The organism is Bacillus sp. FSL R5-0443 (assembly GCF_038608285.1).
GTDB lineage: Bacteria > Bacillota > Bacilli > Bacillales > Bacillaceae > Bacillus > Bacillus velezensis.
The window spans coordinates 1,323,468-1,337,484 of the sequence record NZ_CP152013.1 but is presented as its reverse complement, the minus strand read 5'-3'; the positions used below and the strand labels follow the sequence as shown (position 1 = coordinate 1,337,484).

Genomic DNA, 14,017 nt, shown 5'->3' with positions numbered 1-14,017 from the left:
ATCATACCATAATGTTGTTTCCCGTGACAATAAAAAAACAGCCTGAACCCTGTGTCAGGCTGCAAAAGCGGGTTTAAGCCCCGCGTTTTTTCCCCGGAAATACCATCAGCGCAATCCCGATCAGAACAAATAAAGCAGGCCAGAAAACAGAAACCGGAATGATCGGCTGATTCGTCATCATAAAGCAAAGTGCTGTCAAGGTCAGCACCGCAACCGGGATGAGCAGCGCCTTCTGTTTCCCGCCGAACAGCCACAGCTCAAATAAACCGAATGCCGTTGCCAACAGGTAAACAGGCCATGTCACACCGGAGTAGGACCAATTGGTTGCCGTTTCAAAGACAAACAAGATCCCCGTAATCAATAAGATGCCGCCCGGTACAAGAAGTCCCGCGTTTTTGACAGGTTTCGGGCCGAAAATCGGAATGTGAAAAGCGGCGCCCAGCAAAAGAATGAGAGCGGGCCAGCCGCGTTCGCTGATGACTTCATTTGCATTGGTGAATATGCCGAAAATGCCCGCGGCGCACAGAACCGCCGCAGCAGTCAAAAGCCCTCTTTGCCTTCTGCCGAACAGCCAGGCTTCAAACAGGCCGAATGCAACGGCAAAGAGGTAGACAGGCGATGTCACATTTGCGTATGTCCAATCCGTCAGCGTTTCAAACCATAACAAGCAACCCGTCACAAGCAAAATGCCGCCCGGAATAAGAAGGCCCGATCTTTTTTTCGGCTGCATAAAGGCAACGGCGTGAAACAAAAGCGCGGCTGCGATGATCAAAAGCGGCCACAGCCCCGTCATCAGCATACCGGCAAAGCATAGTGCTCCCACGGCTGTCAGGATGAAAGCAGGAATCAATACACCTAACTTCCTCCCGCCGAAATACCACAGCTCAAACAGACCGAGAGCAGGCGCCCATATATAAACAGGCCACGTCACGTCTGAATACGTCCATCCCGTTGCCGTTTCAAAACAAAACAGGCAGCCCAGCACAAAAAACATACCGCCCGGAACGAGCAGTTCCGCCTGTTCAGGCGTTTTTTTCACAAAAATAAATCCGGCGTGAAACCCTGCGGACATTATAATGAAAAGAAACGGCCACGCCGAACCTGCGGATATATGAATAACTCCCGCCCTCTGTAAAAAAAACGCAATGCCGATACAAATAAAAATAAATCCCAATAATACACGTCGAGCTTTCATCTCTTACTCCTCCCCATCATTTCCCAATTCATTATACAGAAATGTCAGGAAAAAAGAAGGGGAATTCCCAAAAAATACAGACATTTTCCTTATATCCTTATTTTTCTTTCGGGATTTTTTTGCAAATCAATGCGCCGATGAAAGCGAGGCTCACATACCCAAACACCGGATAAACGGTGGAAATCAGCTGTCCGTAGCCGATTTGGCTGATAATGAAAGCAAACGCCAAAATGCCGCCGTAAATATATGTACTTTTTATATGAAGAAAACTGTTTAATTGTTTTTCCAATCCGTATAGATTGCCGATGACCGACGTAAACACTTCCCCGAAAATAATAAACAAATAAATGATATGAAGTGAACGCGAATACGAATAGACGACTTGAGCCATCGGAATGTCAAACTCCAGCACATCCGGCAGCACCGATAATGATAAAAAACTCGCGGCAAGCACCAGTGTCAACAGAACGCCGCCTATATAAGCCCCCCTTCTGATCACCTTCTCTGAAGACATTTCGTTCGCAAGCGGCACAAGGACGGCTTGGGCGAGCGATAAATTTAACGCGCCGTAAGAGACGGCGGACAAAAGCCAATTCCACTTGTCAGGCCATACCCATTCGTCCGCGTTTCTCGTGCTTGTAAATACAAATGAATCAGCTGTCACGATAAAAGAGAAAGAAATTAAAAGCGGCACAACCAATATATTGACGCCGAACACACCTTTAACACCGCTTGTCATGACGGCAAAGCTCAGTACGATCGTCAGAAGGATCCCGGCTTGTGCGGGCCAGCCAAGCTGTTCATGAAACAGCGCTCCCGCTCCGGACAGCATGACAGAGGTCACTCCCAGCAATATAAACATCATAAACATATTCACGGCGCGGCCGATGGACTGGCCGAATAAATATGTGTTCAATTCCTGATAAGATGCTGCGTGAATCCGTTTGGAAATGATCATGATTTTGGCGCCTAAATATGTAAACATCAGACCGCTTACCACGATACCGAACAGACCGATCCAGCCAAACTTCAGAAAAAACTCAACGATTTCCCTTCCCGTGGCAAAACCGGCTCCTACAACCGTGCCTACGTATACAAATGCAAGCTGACTTGCAGAACCTTTTGTTTGTCCCATTTCACCCTCCGGCTAAGCGCAGATTTGTCCAGGCCTTTATATATGCTTATGAGACAAGTCGCCCGAAAAGACGAACAAATCGTCCTTCCCCGGAGAAAACAGATTCAGCTCTCTCCTCTAAGCAAAAATATTGAAAGAAAAAAAGGGCCGGCGTATACTCTTCATCAAGAAAGGTCAAAGCATTTCATTTCCTTTCTGACTATATTGGTCAAAAATAATCAGACCTCACAAATATCACTTATCATGCTGTAAACATTTATTTTTCGGGGTTTGAAACAAAACACTTGAAAGTCAAAGAAGGTCAGAGTATACTATTAATCAAAGAAGGTCAAAGTTAAGACCTTATTTTCTAATCTATTTGGTCAAAGATGATCAAACATTTTCCGGAGGAGGTTTTGGCAAATGCGTTGTCAACATTGTCAGAAAAACGAGGCGACGATTCGCCTGAACATGCAAGTCAATTCCATTCAAAAACAATTCGTTTTATGTGAAACATGTTATACAGAATTAACCCGAAAACCGTCTATGAGCATGGGGCCGCAATCATTCGGATTCCCGTTTGAGCAAGGTTTCGCTCCCAATCAAAATAAACAGCAGGCCGGCCCTGAAAAAGGCCTGCTCGACGAGCTCGCTCAAAACGTCACAAACGGCGCAAAAGCAGGTCTGATTGACCCTGTGATCGGCCGCGATCATGAAGTGGCGCGCGTAATTGAAATTTTGAACCGCCGGAATAAAAACAATCCGGTGCTGATCGGTGAGCCGGGCGTCGGTAAAACGGCTATTGCAGAAGGCCTCGCGCTTAAAATCGCTGAAGGCGATGTGCCGAACAAATTGAAAAACAAAGAGCTTTACCTGCTTGACGTCGCTTCTCTCGTCGCCAATACAGGGATCAGAGGCCAGTTTGAAGAAAGAATGAAACAATTAATGAACGAATTAAAAGAACGGAAAAACGTCATCTTGTTCATTGACGAGATTCACCTTCTTGTAGGCGCCGGCTCTGCCGAGGGATCAATGGATGCCGGGAACATCCTGAAACCGGCGCTTGCCAGAGGCGAGCTGCAGGTCATCGGGGCGACAACGCTGAAAGAGTACCGTCAGATTGAAAAAGATGCGGCGCTTGAAAGACGCTTCCAGCCTGTCATGGTTCACGAGCCTACAATAGAACAAGCCATCAGCATTCTGGAAGGCATTAAAGATAAATATGAGAAATACCACGGCGTCACATTCAGCAATGAAGCGATAAACGCCTGTGTTACGCTTTCATCCCGTTACATTCAGGACCGCCACCTGCCGGATAAAGCGATCGACTTATTAGATGAAGCCGGCTCTAAGGCGAACCTGGAGCTTGATACCGTAAATGAAGAAGATGCGGCTGAGAGACTCAAAGCAATTGACGCGGAGAAAACAAAAGCGCTTCATGAAGAAAATTATGAGCTTGCCGCGAAACTGCGTGATGAAGAAGCGGCGTTGGAAAAGCAGCTGGCACAAGAAGCTCCGGCCTCTTCACCTGAAATCGGGGCGGAGCATATTCAAGCCATCATTGAACAGAAAACAGGCATTCCGGTCGGAAAACTCCAGGCTGATGAACAAGTCAAAATGAAGGAACTTGAAGAGCATCTTCATCAGCGCGTCATCGGTCAGGAAAAAGCCGTGAAAAAAGTGGCGAAAGCGGTCAGACGAAGCCGCGCCGGCTTAAAATCCAAAAACAGACCTGTCGGCTCCTTCCTCTTTGTCGGACCGACCGGAGTCGGAAAAACCGAGTTATCAAAGACACTCGCAGATGAACTGTTCGGTACAAAAGATTCCATTATCCGTCTCGATATGAGTGAATACATGGAAAAACACGCCGTATCAAAAATCATCGGTTCACCGCCGGGATATGTCGGACACGATGAAGCCGGTCAATTAACGGAAAAAGTGCGCCGCAATCCGTACAGCATCGTGCTGCTCGATGAGATTGAAAAAGCCCACCCTGATGTCCAGCATATGTTTCTGCAGATTATGGAGGACGGCCGTCTGACAGACAGCCAGGGCAGAACGGTCAGCTTCAAAGATACCGTTTTGATTATGACAAGCAACGCTGGAACCGACGAAAAACAGGTGAAAGTCGGATTCCAATCTGAAGAGAGCGTCCTGGAAGAACAAACGTTGATTGATTCACTGAGCGCGTTCTTCAAACCGGAGTTTTTAAACCGGTTTGACAGCATCATTGAATTCCAATCCCTGAAAAAAGAACATCTCGTGAAAATCGTCAGCCTGCTTCTCACAGAGCTTGAAGACACATTAAAAGAGCGCGGCATCAGCCTGAACGTCACCGATGATGCGAAAGAAAAAATCGCTGAAATCGGCTACCACCCAGCTTTCGGAGCACGCCCGCTCAGAAGAACCATCCAAGAATTGATCGAGGACGAAATGACAGATCTCTTATTGGATAACAACGATATAAAAGCCTTCCATGTCGTAATGGAAGAGGACGGCATCAAAGTCCGAGCACAATAAGAAAAAAGCGGTTCCCTCCTCGCGGGGAGCCGCTTTTTTGTTTCTTTATCCATGTCAGAAGGGAGAAACTGTGAAGAATTCGGGAACAATTTCTCAATCACCCTAAAGTTCCATGCACTGCCACCGATATTAACCATAGAAAGCTAGTATAAAGGATTTGGTGAAAACTATGGATAAAACATCGATTATCGGTATCATCCTCGCCTTGATTGCTTTAAGCGTGGGCATGGTGCTGAAAGGGGTCAGCTTAAGCGCACTCGCTAACCCGGCAGCTATTCTGATTATTTTGTTCGGTACGATTTCTGCGGTGATCATCGCATTCCCCGGAAAAGAAATCAAAAAAGTGCCTGCCCTTTTTAAAGTGCTGTTTAAAGAAAACAAACAGCTGACAATTGCGCAATTAATTCCTATGTTCTCTCAATGGGCGCAAATCGCCAGACGTGAAGGTCTGCTCGCATTGGAAGCAAGCATTGAAGACGTGGATGACGCATTTTTGAAAAACGGCCTGAGTATGGCGGTTGACGGACAAAGCGCAGAATTTATCAGAGATATTATGACTGAGGAAGTTGAAGCGATGGAAGACAGACACCAGGCCGGCGCAGCCATCTTTACACAAGCCGGCACATATGCGCCGACACTCGGCGTTTTGGGTGCGGTCATCGGCCTTATCGCGGCTCTTTCCAACATGAACAATACCGAGGCGCTCGGACATGCCATCAGTGCGGCGTTTGTCGCCACCCTTCTCGGGATTTTCACAGGATATGTACTATGGCATCCCTTCGCCAACAAACTGAAACGCAAATCAAAGCAGGAAGTCAAACTGCGTGAAATCATGATCGAAGGCGTTCTGTCAGTGCTTGAAGGACAGGCCCCGAAAGTGATCGAACAAAAACTTCTCATGTATCTTCCTGCGAATGAACGCGCAAAAGTCGCTGAACAAGAAGGAGAGGCAAACAATGGCGAGAAAAAAGAAGAAGAAGCATGATGACGAGCATGTGGATGAGTCTTGGCTGATCCCGTACGCGGATTTGCTCACCCTTCTTTTGGCTCTGTTCATTGTATTGTTCGCCATGAGCTCGGTCGATGCGGCGAAATTCCAAATGCTGTCTAAATCATTTAACGCCGTGTTTACCGGAGGCACGGGTGTTCTTGAATATTCAAGCGTCACCCCTCCTGAAAACGAAAAAGACGGCGTTGATCAGTTAAAAAAAGACAAGGAAAAAGATAAAGAACAGAAAAAGAAAGAAAGAGAAGCAGCCGACCGCCAAGAACTTGAAGGCGTGCAAAAGCAAGTCAATCAATTTATAAAAAATAAAAAGCTTGAAACTCAGCTGGAAACAAAGCTGACTAAAGAAGGACTCTTAATTACCATTAAAGACAGTATCTTTTTTGATTCCGGACGGGCGGATATCCGTCAGGAAGATATTCCGCTTGCCAAGGAAATCTCGAATCTCCTTGTGCTGAATCCGCCGAGGAACATTATTATCAGCGGACATACGGACAATGTACCGATTAAAAACTCACAATATCAATCTAACTGGCATTTAAGCGTCATGCGGGCCGTCAACTTCATGGCTATTCTGACAGAAAACCCGAAACTTGACGCAAAAGTATTCAGCGCCAAAGGTTTCGGAGAGTATAAACCGGCCGTGTCGAACAAAACCGCTGAAGGGCGCAGCAAAAACAGGCGCGTCGAGGTATTGATACAGCCTAGAAACGCCGCGACTGACCAAAATCAGTAATATAAAAAAGGAAGCCTTTCAAATGGCTTCCTTTTTTATTTCTGATGAAAATGTTTAGCGTTTAACCCCACTCTTTTCAGCATTTCCGTACACATTTCTATCTCTTCATCACTCAGCACACTGATCATTTCTTTAATTTCGTCAGCATGATCAGGGAAAATATCGTCCAAAAGACGGATTCCCTTTTCGGAAATCTGTGCGAAAGTCACTCTTCTGTCAGTCGGCGAGGCTTTTCTGATGAGAAGTTCTTTTTTCTCTAATTTGTCAACAACGTATGTAATACTTCCGCTCGCTAATAAAATTTTGTCGCCGATCTGCTGAAGCGGCTGGTTGCCTTTGTGGTACAGCAGCTCAAGCACCGCAAATTCCGTCGGGTTCAGGCCGTGCTTATGAATATGTTTATTCATATGGTCGTTAATAGATCGGTACGCACGTGACAGTACAATAAATAATTTCAATGAGTTTTCTGTTTTATCCGTCATACATTCAATCATCCTTTTACAAAAGAAACCGTTACAGAGAAACATTAATAAACAAAATGAAAAATGTCAACAAAAATGTTTCCAAAATTTCTCTTCTTTTTGTCAGACCTTAATAAAATAATTTGTTTTTCTATCATTTTGGTTATTTTTTCTTATTAAAGAAGTATAAAAATGATATAATACCTCTATTCAAGTGTAATGTTGGAGCGATGCAGAGTGAATACATTTAAAGGTGCCCGGGGAAAGATCAAGCTTTATCTCATATTGGTGATCATCCCGGCACTTATTATCAGCTTTTTCATTTATGAAAAAGAAAAGCAGAAAATAGCCGATAAACACATACAGGAAGCCAGTATGATGCTCAACCTTCACCGCAATAAGCTCAATTATTTAATCGGTGAAACAAAAGCCCGGATGACAACACTTGCGATCGCTGTCGATAAGCCTGTCAATGAAGAAAAGATCATTGACATTCTCGATCAGGCTTTTGAGGATGAACCCAGATTCAGCGGACTGTATATGCTGAATTCCAAAGGTGATGTCATCGCAAGCACGACTGATCTGAAATCAAAGGTGAATTTGGCCGACAGACCGTATTTTACGAAGGCGAAAAAGACGAAAAAAACGGTCATCACAAATGACTACTCCAGCAGAATTACAGGCCAGCGCATCTTCACGATCTGCGTGCCGGTGTTAGACGCAAAACGGGAAGTCACGGATTATTTAGTAGCCGCCATACAAGTCGATTATTTGAGAAATATGATCAATATGCTGAGCCCTGACGTTTATGTCAAGGCAACCAATCAGAATAAAGTGATATTTGCCAGCGGACGGGCTGATCAATCAGAAGGTGTGAAACCGGTCAGCGGCTATCTGGATGATATTAATTGGAATATCAATGTTTATCCGAAACCGGTTGAGCTGAATGAGCTGACCAAAAGCGTGCTGCTGCCGATGTCCAGTATTGCCGTGCTGCTGAATATTCTGTTCATCCTCGTTCAATATTATTTGCTTAAGCGCAAGACCCAGCTGGAGCGCGCTCAAAATGAAGCGCAGAAATTGGAGCTGATCGGAACGCTTGCCGCCAGCACCGCCCATGAAATCCGCAACCCGCTTACAGGGATCAGCGGCTTCATTCAGCTTTTGCAGAAAAAATACAAATCGGAGGAAGATCAGCTGTATTTCTCAATTATTGAGCAGGAGATTAAACGGATCAATCAGATTGTCAGTGAGTTTTTAGTGCTTGGAAAACCCACTGCTGAACGGTTGGAAGTGAACTCGCTGCAGGATATTCTTGATGAGATTATGCCGATTATTTATTCTGAAGGGAATCTATACAATGTGGAAGTGAATGTGGAGATTCTCGTCAATCGGCCGCTCAAGGTCAACTGCACGAAAGACCATATTAAACAGGTGATTTTAAATGTCGCGAAAAACGCGCTGGAATCCATGCAGGAAGGCGGCCGGCTGTCCATCTATTTAGAAGCCCGCGATCATAAAGCAGTCATTAAGGTGGCCGACAACGGAATGGGCATTTCTGAAGATATGCTTGAGCACATTTTTCTTCCGTTTGTAACGTCAAAGGAAAAAGGCACCGGCCTCGGCCTTGTCGTATGTAAACGAATCATGCTGATGTACGGCGGTTCGATTGACATTCAAAGCGAAGTCGATAAGGGCACAGAGGTCACCATTACCCTCCCTGCCGCTTCTCGATGAAAAAAACACCCTGATCGGGGTGTTTTTTATTTAAAGGAGAGTATGTGTAAGAGGATATACCAGAGGAACGGCATCATAGCCGGCAGATAGTACGAGGCGCTTCGTGAGCCGTGCCAGCGGAAAAATGTGCTGACTGTACGCGGTCATCTTTCGGATGCAGCGCTTGATCAGGAAGCGCATTCAGTCTTCGTTATCTGTTTTATCATCAATCATTTGTTTGCTTCATATGCAGGCATGACGTCACCGCGGGAGAACAAGCCTATTTTCTTCACAAGGCCCTGTATTCCTTGGTGATGTGTACGATCACGGTTTACCAGCTGCTGATACGCGTTCATCAGACAGTCCAGTTCCTGGCTGTGCCTGATCGTGTCATATCCTGTAAACCCTTGCCTGTTAGCTGCATCTATCATCATTTTTCTTTTTTTATCAATAGATACAAGCAATTTTTCTTGTTCAGAATAACTGCCCATTCACTTCACCCCTCACCGCTAAAAGAATAGGAAACAAGTTTGATTGGGTTATTGAGCATTATTACAGATTATACTTTATTTGTAAACATTTTTTTACTAAATAACTTATTTTTTCATTTCATATTGGAATCTTTAGCATGAATACGAGAATAATACCCATTCGGGTAATGATATAAACAGAATGCGGCATATTCAAGAATTAAAAAACAGCCACAGCTGACTTTATATTACAATAAAAAACCTCTCATGCCGGTGGGTGCATGAGAGGTTCGGGCGTCTATCAGTTTTGCACACTTTCATTTTCGTAAATCGGCACCCAGCCCTCAGTCGTCACGAAGATTCGGATTGCGACGACCCGGCGGTCTTCCTGAAGCGTAAAGTAGTGGCGGATGTTCTCCGGAACTGAAATCAAATCTCCCGGATTTAAACGGACGTCGAAAAATGTGCCGTCTTTGCCTTGAATGACGAAGATGCCGTGTCCGCTGACGATAAAGCGGACTTCATCATCCGTGTGGTGATGTTCTCTTTGGAAATTTTTTAATAATTCATCAAGATTCGGCGTGGTATCTGATAAAGAAATGACATCCTGAGACTGATATCCGCGCCGGGCTGAAATGTCCTGAATCTCCGTGTCAAACACCGCGAGAATCCGTTCTTTTTCATCTTCGGTTAGGTCGTATTTTTCCGAAAGCTCAGACGGAAGTTTTTCAATGTTCCACTGCTCATAGATCACCTCTTGTTCGTCTAAGAAGCGCGCTACTTCTTCCTGATGTTCAATGAGCGTATTTTTTTCGTCATGAATTCTGATGGTCGCCATTTTCTATTCCTCCTTTTATTTTACCAGCTGCGGCCGAAGTGACAGAAGCTTGAGGTGACAGCTGAATAAAAATTCATAGGCTTCCAGCACCCTTTTCGCTTCAAATGCGGTCCGCCCCCATGCCGTAATGCCGTGATTGCGGATTAACACCGCGCCTGAGCCGGCGTCCGCATGGTGCGCGAAGTTTTCGGCCAATGCCGGGATGTGCGCCGGATTGTCAATGATCGGAACGGTCACGGACGCGTTTTCCTCCCATAATCCGAGCGCCTTAATCATCTCCTGCCCCTGAAAAGTGATTTGTTTTTCATCCCCGTAAAGCTCTGAGATGACATTATTATTGACAGTATGGACATGCAGACAGCAGCCGGCGTCTGTCTTTTGGTATAAGTAAGTATGGAGAAGCGTTTCCGCTGAAGGTTTTAAAGAATGGCCGGTCTCAGCGGGCTTCCCGTACTCATCGATTAAGAGAAAATCTTCGTCTGTTTCTTTTCGTTTGTCTTTTCCGCTCGCCGTAACGAGAAAAGTCAGCGGCCCGTCGGATACTTTGATGGAAAGATTCCCGCTCGTTGCCGGGAACCAGTCTCTTTCAGCCAGCTCGCGTTTTACCTCGGCAAGTTCGCGCCAGCGTTCTTCTTTTGCAGCCATGCCTGCACCTCCCCGATGTTTTCAATGCCTGTTTTCACCTCATGAAAATCTTGAAAAGGCAGATGCCGGAGGCCGAGTTCTTTGCATTCAGTCAAAAGATAATCTCTCGCAAAGCACATATCGGACAACTTTGCAGCCTCGACATCCGTGACCGAATCACCGATCATAATGAGAAATTTCTGCTGATCGGATAGCTTACGGATGACTGACGGTTTGCAGCAGCCGCATTGATTGGTACAGTCTCCGTCACAGGCGTGCGGCCAGTCTATATGAATATGCTCATTGTCAAAGGATGCATGATTGCAGAAAATCCGCTCCTTTTCTACGATCCCTTCCAAAAGCGGATGCACAAAAAAGTCCATTCCCCCGCTTACGATATAAAACGGGAGACCGTTTGACCGGACAAACGAGACAAAATCCAAAAAGCCGTCCCGTATTTTCGCATCCTTCAGAATAAAGCCGGTCAGTTCTTCTTTTAAGCTGCTCGGCAGCAGTCCGAACATCCGGCCGACTCCTTCTTGGATTGATATGCTTTTAGACAGAACACCGTCTTTTAATTCAAGCCACTCAGGAGGCGCGAATTCTTTCATCATGCTGACAATGTTGTCGTTCATGGTGACCGTTCCGTCGAAATCACAAATAATCAGCGGCGTGCGGGTCATACGGCTTCCACCCTTCCCCATTTGTCTAATGCGAGCTGAAGATCTTTGCACGACGCGGCTTTTTCTTCAATCGGCTGCGCTTCAAGCACCGCATCAATGATGGCGCGGAACGCTTTTCCCCCGCCCTCGGCTCCTTTCGGATGGCCGTGAATGCCTCCGCCGGCATTGATGATGTGATCGATGCCGAAATCGCGCATCAACAATGGCACCATACCGGGGTGAATGCCTGCTGACGGGACGGCAAACGACGGATGAAAGACATCGTCTTTTACACATTCATCATGGATTGCAAGCGCGGACTCCTTCGGAAGAGCAACGGATCCGTAAGGTGACGGAAATAAACTGAAATCAGCGCCGCAATAGCGGTTCAGCTTGCCGAGCAAAAGCGCATGCGACAAGCCGTAAACGGGAGATGATGTGAACGCGCCGCTGACTGCCGGATGCGCCATGATCGGAAGCGGGATTTCCCTGTCTTCAGCAAGGCTCTGCATCACATCTAAACCGTAAGCGAACACATTCAATAAAAGCGCGTCCGCCCCGAGTTCTGCCGCGCGCCTCGCTTTATCCCGCAATTCAGCGGTCCTTCCCGTAAGGTTTACGGCATACAGCGTTTTATGCCCCGTTTCCTCCCGGGTTTCCTTCAGGACTTGTTTTCCTTCGATAATGCGGGTTTCAAACGGAGCCAGTTCATTTTTAAAGAAAATTTCGTCATCTTTAATCAGATCCACGCCGCCGAGCGCCTGCTGTCTGAGCTGTTCTTTAATGTCGGCAAGATCCCGTCCGATCACGCCTTTAAATATGCTCATCAGAAGCGGTCTTTCAAATTCGCCCAGCAGTTTGCGGATGCCGTATATACCGAATTTCGGCCCGGGAAGGGAGCGTTTAAACCCTTCGGAAAATTCAAGATCAGTCAATTTTATTTTTCCGTCCAGTGACAGCTTTCCGAATACCGTCGTCAGGACGGCCGGAATATCTCTTGAAAAATTCGCCTCGGGATAGGCGATGGTGATGACGGATTGTGTTTCGTTTTCTGAGGTTCCTTCTTTCTCCTCAACTTTTACGACCCGCCCTTTATGTTTTCTGAGCTGTTCCTGCTTCACCAGAGGCAGGTCAGTCCAGGAGCCTACCGTCAGCCCCTCCGCAATCTGTTCCGCCCGCTTTTCACTGTCCGTTGTGTCTGTCAGAAGATATGTTGCCAATACTTCGCTCATGCGTGAACGCCTCTCTTTCTTTCGCAAAACATAAAAAAACCTCTTCCGTATGAGCAGAAAGAGGCTCCGTGTTATGTCCGAATCTTATCTCTCAGCTCCTGCTGCAAGAATTAGCACCGTGCTTTATCAGTCGGTTGCCGGGCTTCATCGGGCTCGTCCCTCTGCCTGCTCTTGATAAGAATAATGATTTTATAAAGTATTTTGAATTATCGCATTGTTATTCTGATATGTCAATGCTTTTTCGGGTGAAAAGATTCAGTTTCCCGATCCGTTCCGCAGCTTCTTTAAGTCTTTCTTCACTTGTCAGAAGACCGACCCTTATATAGCCTTCCCCCCATTTTCCGAATCCGTTTCCGGCAGCGACCGCGACATCCGCTTTCTCGAGCAGCAGGTCTGAAAACGACTGTGACGTATAACCGTCAGGCACAGGGAGCCATGCAAAAAAGGAGCCCGCCGGAGCCGTCACATCCCAGCCGATATCGCGGCAGGCTTTAATCCATGCATTGCGTCTCGATTCATATCTGTCATTTTGCGCCGCGACGCATGCCTGATCCGCTAAAAGTGCGGCTGCCGCCGCCTGCTGCGCCGCGGGAAACAGGCTGACAAACATATGATCCTGATAAAGGTTGATCGCTTCGATGACAGAAGCGTTTCCGACGGCAAATCCGACCCGCCAGCCCGCCATATTATACGTTTTGGACAAGGTATAGATTTCGATTCCCGTCTCTTTTGCGCCTTCGGTCTGCAAAAAGCTCAGCGGTTTATGCCCGTCAAAGCCGACGGCTCCGTACGCGAAATCATGAACGACACAAATGCCGTTTTGCTCCGCAAAACCGACCGTCTCCTCGAAAAACGCCTCTGTCGCCACAGCGCCGGTCGGATTATTCGGATAATTGAGATACAGCAGCTTCGCCTCGCTCCGCACCTTTTCAGGAATTACACTGTAATCAGGGAGAAACCCTCTTTCTTCCGTCAGCGGCATCATTTCCATTTTCGCTTTTGCAAGGGCGACGCCTGACCAGTAATCAGGATATCCGGGATCAGGCACCAGAATGGTATCTCCCGGGTTTAAAAGACATTGCGGAAGCTCAACAAGTCCCGCCTTGCCTCCGAACAGCACGGCGACTTCCGTTTCCGGATCAAGCGTGACCCCGTACTCCCTTTCATAAAATGCAGCGGCTGCTTTTTTGAAGCTGTAAGCGCCCCGGAATGATGAGTATTTATGATTTTCCGGCCTTTCGACGGCGCGCTTCATTTCTTCAACGATATGCTGAGGCGTCGGCTGATCAGGGTTTCCCTGCCCTAAATTGATGACGTCTCTGCCTTCTTTCAGCTTTTGATTCACTTTTTGCACCAATGATGCGAAAAATTGTTCCGGCAGCTGTTTGAGTACATCTGAGATTTCAAAGTTCATATTTTCACCTTCTAAAAATGTCTTGAAAT

At 46.6% G+C, this 14,017-nt stretch carries 13 protein-coding genes and 1 riboswitch; of the genes, 4 read left to right on the top strand and 9 right to left on the bottom strand.

What is annotated here, in order from left to right; translation table 11 throughout:
• Positions 1–73 precede the first annotated feature (73 nt).
• Both NYE28_RS06960 and NYE28_RS06955 read right to left on the bottom strand, forming a co-directional pair.
• Positions 74–1,195, bottom strand: coding sequence for a hypothetical protein (locus NYE28_RS06960; RefSeq protein WP_160223013.1), 1,122 nt, complete (start codon positions 1,193–1,195; stop codon positions 74–76).
• A gap of 97 nt (positions 1,196–1,292) precedes the next feature.
• Entirely contained in the window at positions 1,293–2,330 is a 1,038-nt protein-coding gene (locus NYE28_RS06955; RefSeq protein ID WP_060386908.1) for a hypothetical protein, read from the bottom strand.
• A 402-nt stretch (positions 2,331–2,732) separates the two neighbouring features.
• Here NYE28_RS06955 and clpE point away from each other — a divergent pair, with 402 nt between their 5' ends.
• The 3 genes from clpE (at position 2,733) to motB (ending at position 6,571) form a co-directional block, all read left to right on the top strand.
• Positions 2,733–4,829 (top strand): ATP-dependent protease ATP-binding subunit ClpE, encoded by a 2,097-nt coding sequence (gene clpE, locus NYE28_RS06950; RefSeq protein ID WP_253613029.1) that lies wholly within the window; start codon positions 2,733–2,735, stop codon positions 4,827–4,829.
• A gap of 169 nt (positions 4,830–4,998) precedes the next feature.
• A complete protein-coding gene (gene motA, locus NYE28_RS06945) occupies positions 4,999–5,814 on the top strand; it encodes a flagellar motor stator protein MotA (protein ID WP_007408461.1) in 816 nt (271 codons plus the stop codon).
• Positions 5,786–6,571 carry a flagellar motor protein MotB gene (gene motB / locus NYE28_RS06940; protein WP_085341936.1) on the top strand — a complete coding sequence of 262 codons (786 nt, stop codon included), beginning with the start codon at positions 5,786–5,788 and terminating at the stop codon, positions 6,569–6,571. The genes motA and motB overlap by 29 nt, the downstream gene beginning before the upstream one ends.
• A 35-nt stretch (positions 6,572–6,606) precedes the next feature.
• On the opposite strand, the gene NYE28_RS06935 is transcribed toward motB, so the two are convergent.
• Positions 6,607–7,053 (bottom strand): MarR family transcriptional regulator, encoded by a 447-nt coding sequence (locus NYE28_RS06935; protein WP_007408463.1) that lies wholly within the window; start codon positions 7,051–7,053, stop codon positions 6,607–6,609.
• Positions 7,054–7,251: 198 nt separating this feature from the next.
• Here NYE28_RS06935 and NYE28_RS06930 point away from each other — a divergent pair, with 198 nt between their 5' ends.
• Complete coding sequence (locus tag NYE28_RS06930; RefSeq protein WP_046559543.1) at positions 7,252–8,769, top strand: ATP-binding protein; 1,518 nt, start codon at positions 7,252–7,254, stop codon at positions 8,767–8,769.
• A 209-nt stretch (positions 8,770–8,978) separates the two neighbouring features.
• On the opposite strand, the gene NYE28_RS06925 is transcribed toward NYE28_RS06930, so the two are convergent.
• From NYE28_RS06925 to NYE28_RS06900, 6 genes are all read right to left on the bottom strand, one after another.
• The gene (locus tag NYE28_RS06925; protein ID WP_003154690.1) at positions 8,979–9,239 is read right to left on the bottom strand and encodes an aspartyl-phosphate phosphatase Spo0E family protein; all 261 of its coding nucleotides are present in this window, start codon (positions 9,237–9,239) and stop codon (positions 8,979–8,981) included.
• 280 nt (positions 9,240–9,519) lie between these two features.
• Entirely contained in the window at positions 9,520–10,056 is a 537-nt protein-coding gene (locus NYE28_RS06920) for a cupin domain-containing protein (protein ID WP_012117415.1), read from the bottom strand.
• Positions 10,057–10,071: 15 nt separating this feature from the next.
• Positions 10,072–10,701: a methylthioribulose 1-phosphate dehydratase gene (locus tag NYE28_RS06915; protein ID WP_014417578.1), complete on the bottom strand. Its 630-nt coding sequence runs from the start codon at positions 10,699–10,701 to the stop codon at positions 10,072–10,074.
• Positions 10,659–11,363 (bottom strand): 2-hydroxy-3-keto-5-methylthiopentenyl-1-phosphate phosphatase, encoded by a 705-nt coding sequence (mtnX, locus tag NYE28_RS06910; RefSeq protein ID WP_007408467.1) that lies wholly within the window; start codon positions 11,361–11,363, stop codon positions 10,659–10,661. Before mtnX ends, NYE28_RS06915 begins: the two co-directional genes overlap by 43 nt.
• A complete protein-coding gene (gene mtnW, locus NYE28_RS06905; protein ID WP_124934916.1) occupies positions 11,360–12,574 on the bottom strand; it encodes a 2,3-diketo-5-methylthiopentyl-1-phosphate enolase in 1,215 nt (404 codons plus the stop codon). The genes mtnX and mtnW overlap by 4 nt, the downstream gene beginning before the upstream one ends.
• An 81-nt stretch (positions 12,575–12,655) precedes the next feature.
• A riboswitch (SAM riboswitch) is annotated at positions 12,656–12,755 on the bottom strand.
• Between the two features lie 36 nt (positions 12,756–12,791).
• A complete protein-coding gene (locus tag NYE28_RS06900) occupies positions 12,792–13,988 on the bottom strand; it encodes a pyridoxal phosphate-dependent aminotransferase (protein WP_015417339.1) in 1,197 nt (398 codons plus the stop codon).
• Between the last annotated feature and the right edge of the window lie 29 nt (positions 13,989–14,017).

What these genes read in the sequence shown, in the direction of transcription:
- NYE28_RS06955 (WP_060386908.1), bottom strand. Translation starts at nt 2,330, where the DNA reads ATGGGACAAACAAAAGGTTCTGCAAGTCAGCTTGCATTTGTATACGTA.
- NYE28_RS06920 (WP_012117415.1), bottom strand. Translation starts at nt 10,056, where the DNA reads ATGGCGACCATCAGAATTCATGACGAAAAAAATACGCTCATTGAACAT.
- NYE28_RS06925 (WP_003154690.1), bottom strand. Translation starts at nt 9,239, where the DNA reads ATGGGCAGTTATTCTGAACAAGAAAAATTGCTTGTATCTATTGATAAA.
- motB (WP_085341936.1), top strand. Translation starts at nt 5,786, where the DNA reads ATGGCGAGAAAAAAGAAGAAGAAGCATGATGACGAGCATGTGGATGAG.
- mtnX (WP_007408467.1), bottom strand. Translation starts at nt 11,363, where the DNA reads ATGACCCGCACGCCGCTGATTATTTGTGATTTCGACGGAACGGTCACC.
- NYE28_RS06915 (WP_014417578.1), bottom strand. Translation starts at nt 10,701, where the DNA reads ATGGCTGCAAAAGAAGAACGCTGGCGCGAACTTGCCGAGGTAAAACGC.
- NYE28_RS06960 (WP_160223013.1), bottom strand. Translation starts at nt 1,195, where the DNA reads ATGAAAGCTCGACGTGTATTATTGGGATTTATTTTTATTTGTATCGGC.
- NYE28_RS06930 (WP_046559543.1), top strand. Translation starts at nt 7,252, where the DNA reads ATGTTGGAGCGATGCAGAGTGAATACATTTAAAGGTGCCCGGGGAAAG.
- mtnW (WP_124934916.1), bottom strand. Translation starts at nt 12,574, where the DNA reads ATGAGCGAAGTATTGGCAACATATCTTCTGACAGACACAACGGACAGT.
- motA (WP_007408461.1), top strand. Translation starts at nt 4,999, where the DNA reads ATGGATAAAACATCGATTATCGGTATCATCCTCGCCTTGATTGCTTTA.
- NYE28_RS06935 (WP_007408463.1), bottom strand. Translation starts at nt 7,053, where the DNA reads ATGACGGATAAAACAGAAAACTCATTGAAATTATTTATTGTACTGTCA.
- clpE (WP_253613029.1), top strand. Translation starts at nt 2,733, where the DNA reads ATGCGTTGTCAACATTGTCAGAAAAACGAGGCGACGATTCGCCTGAAC.
- NYE28_RS06900 (WP_015417339.1), bottom strand. Translation starts at nt 13,988, where the DNA reads ATGAACTTTGAAATCTCAGATGTACTCAAACAGCTGCCGGAACAATTT.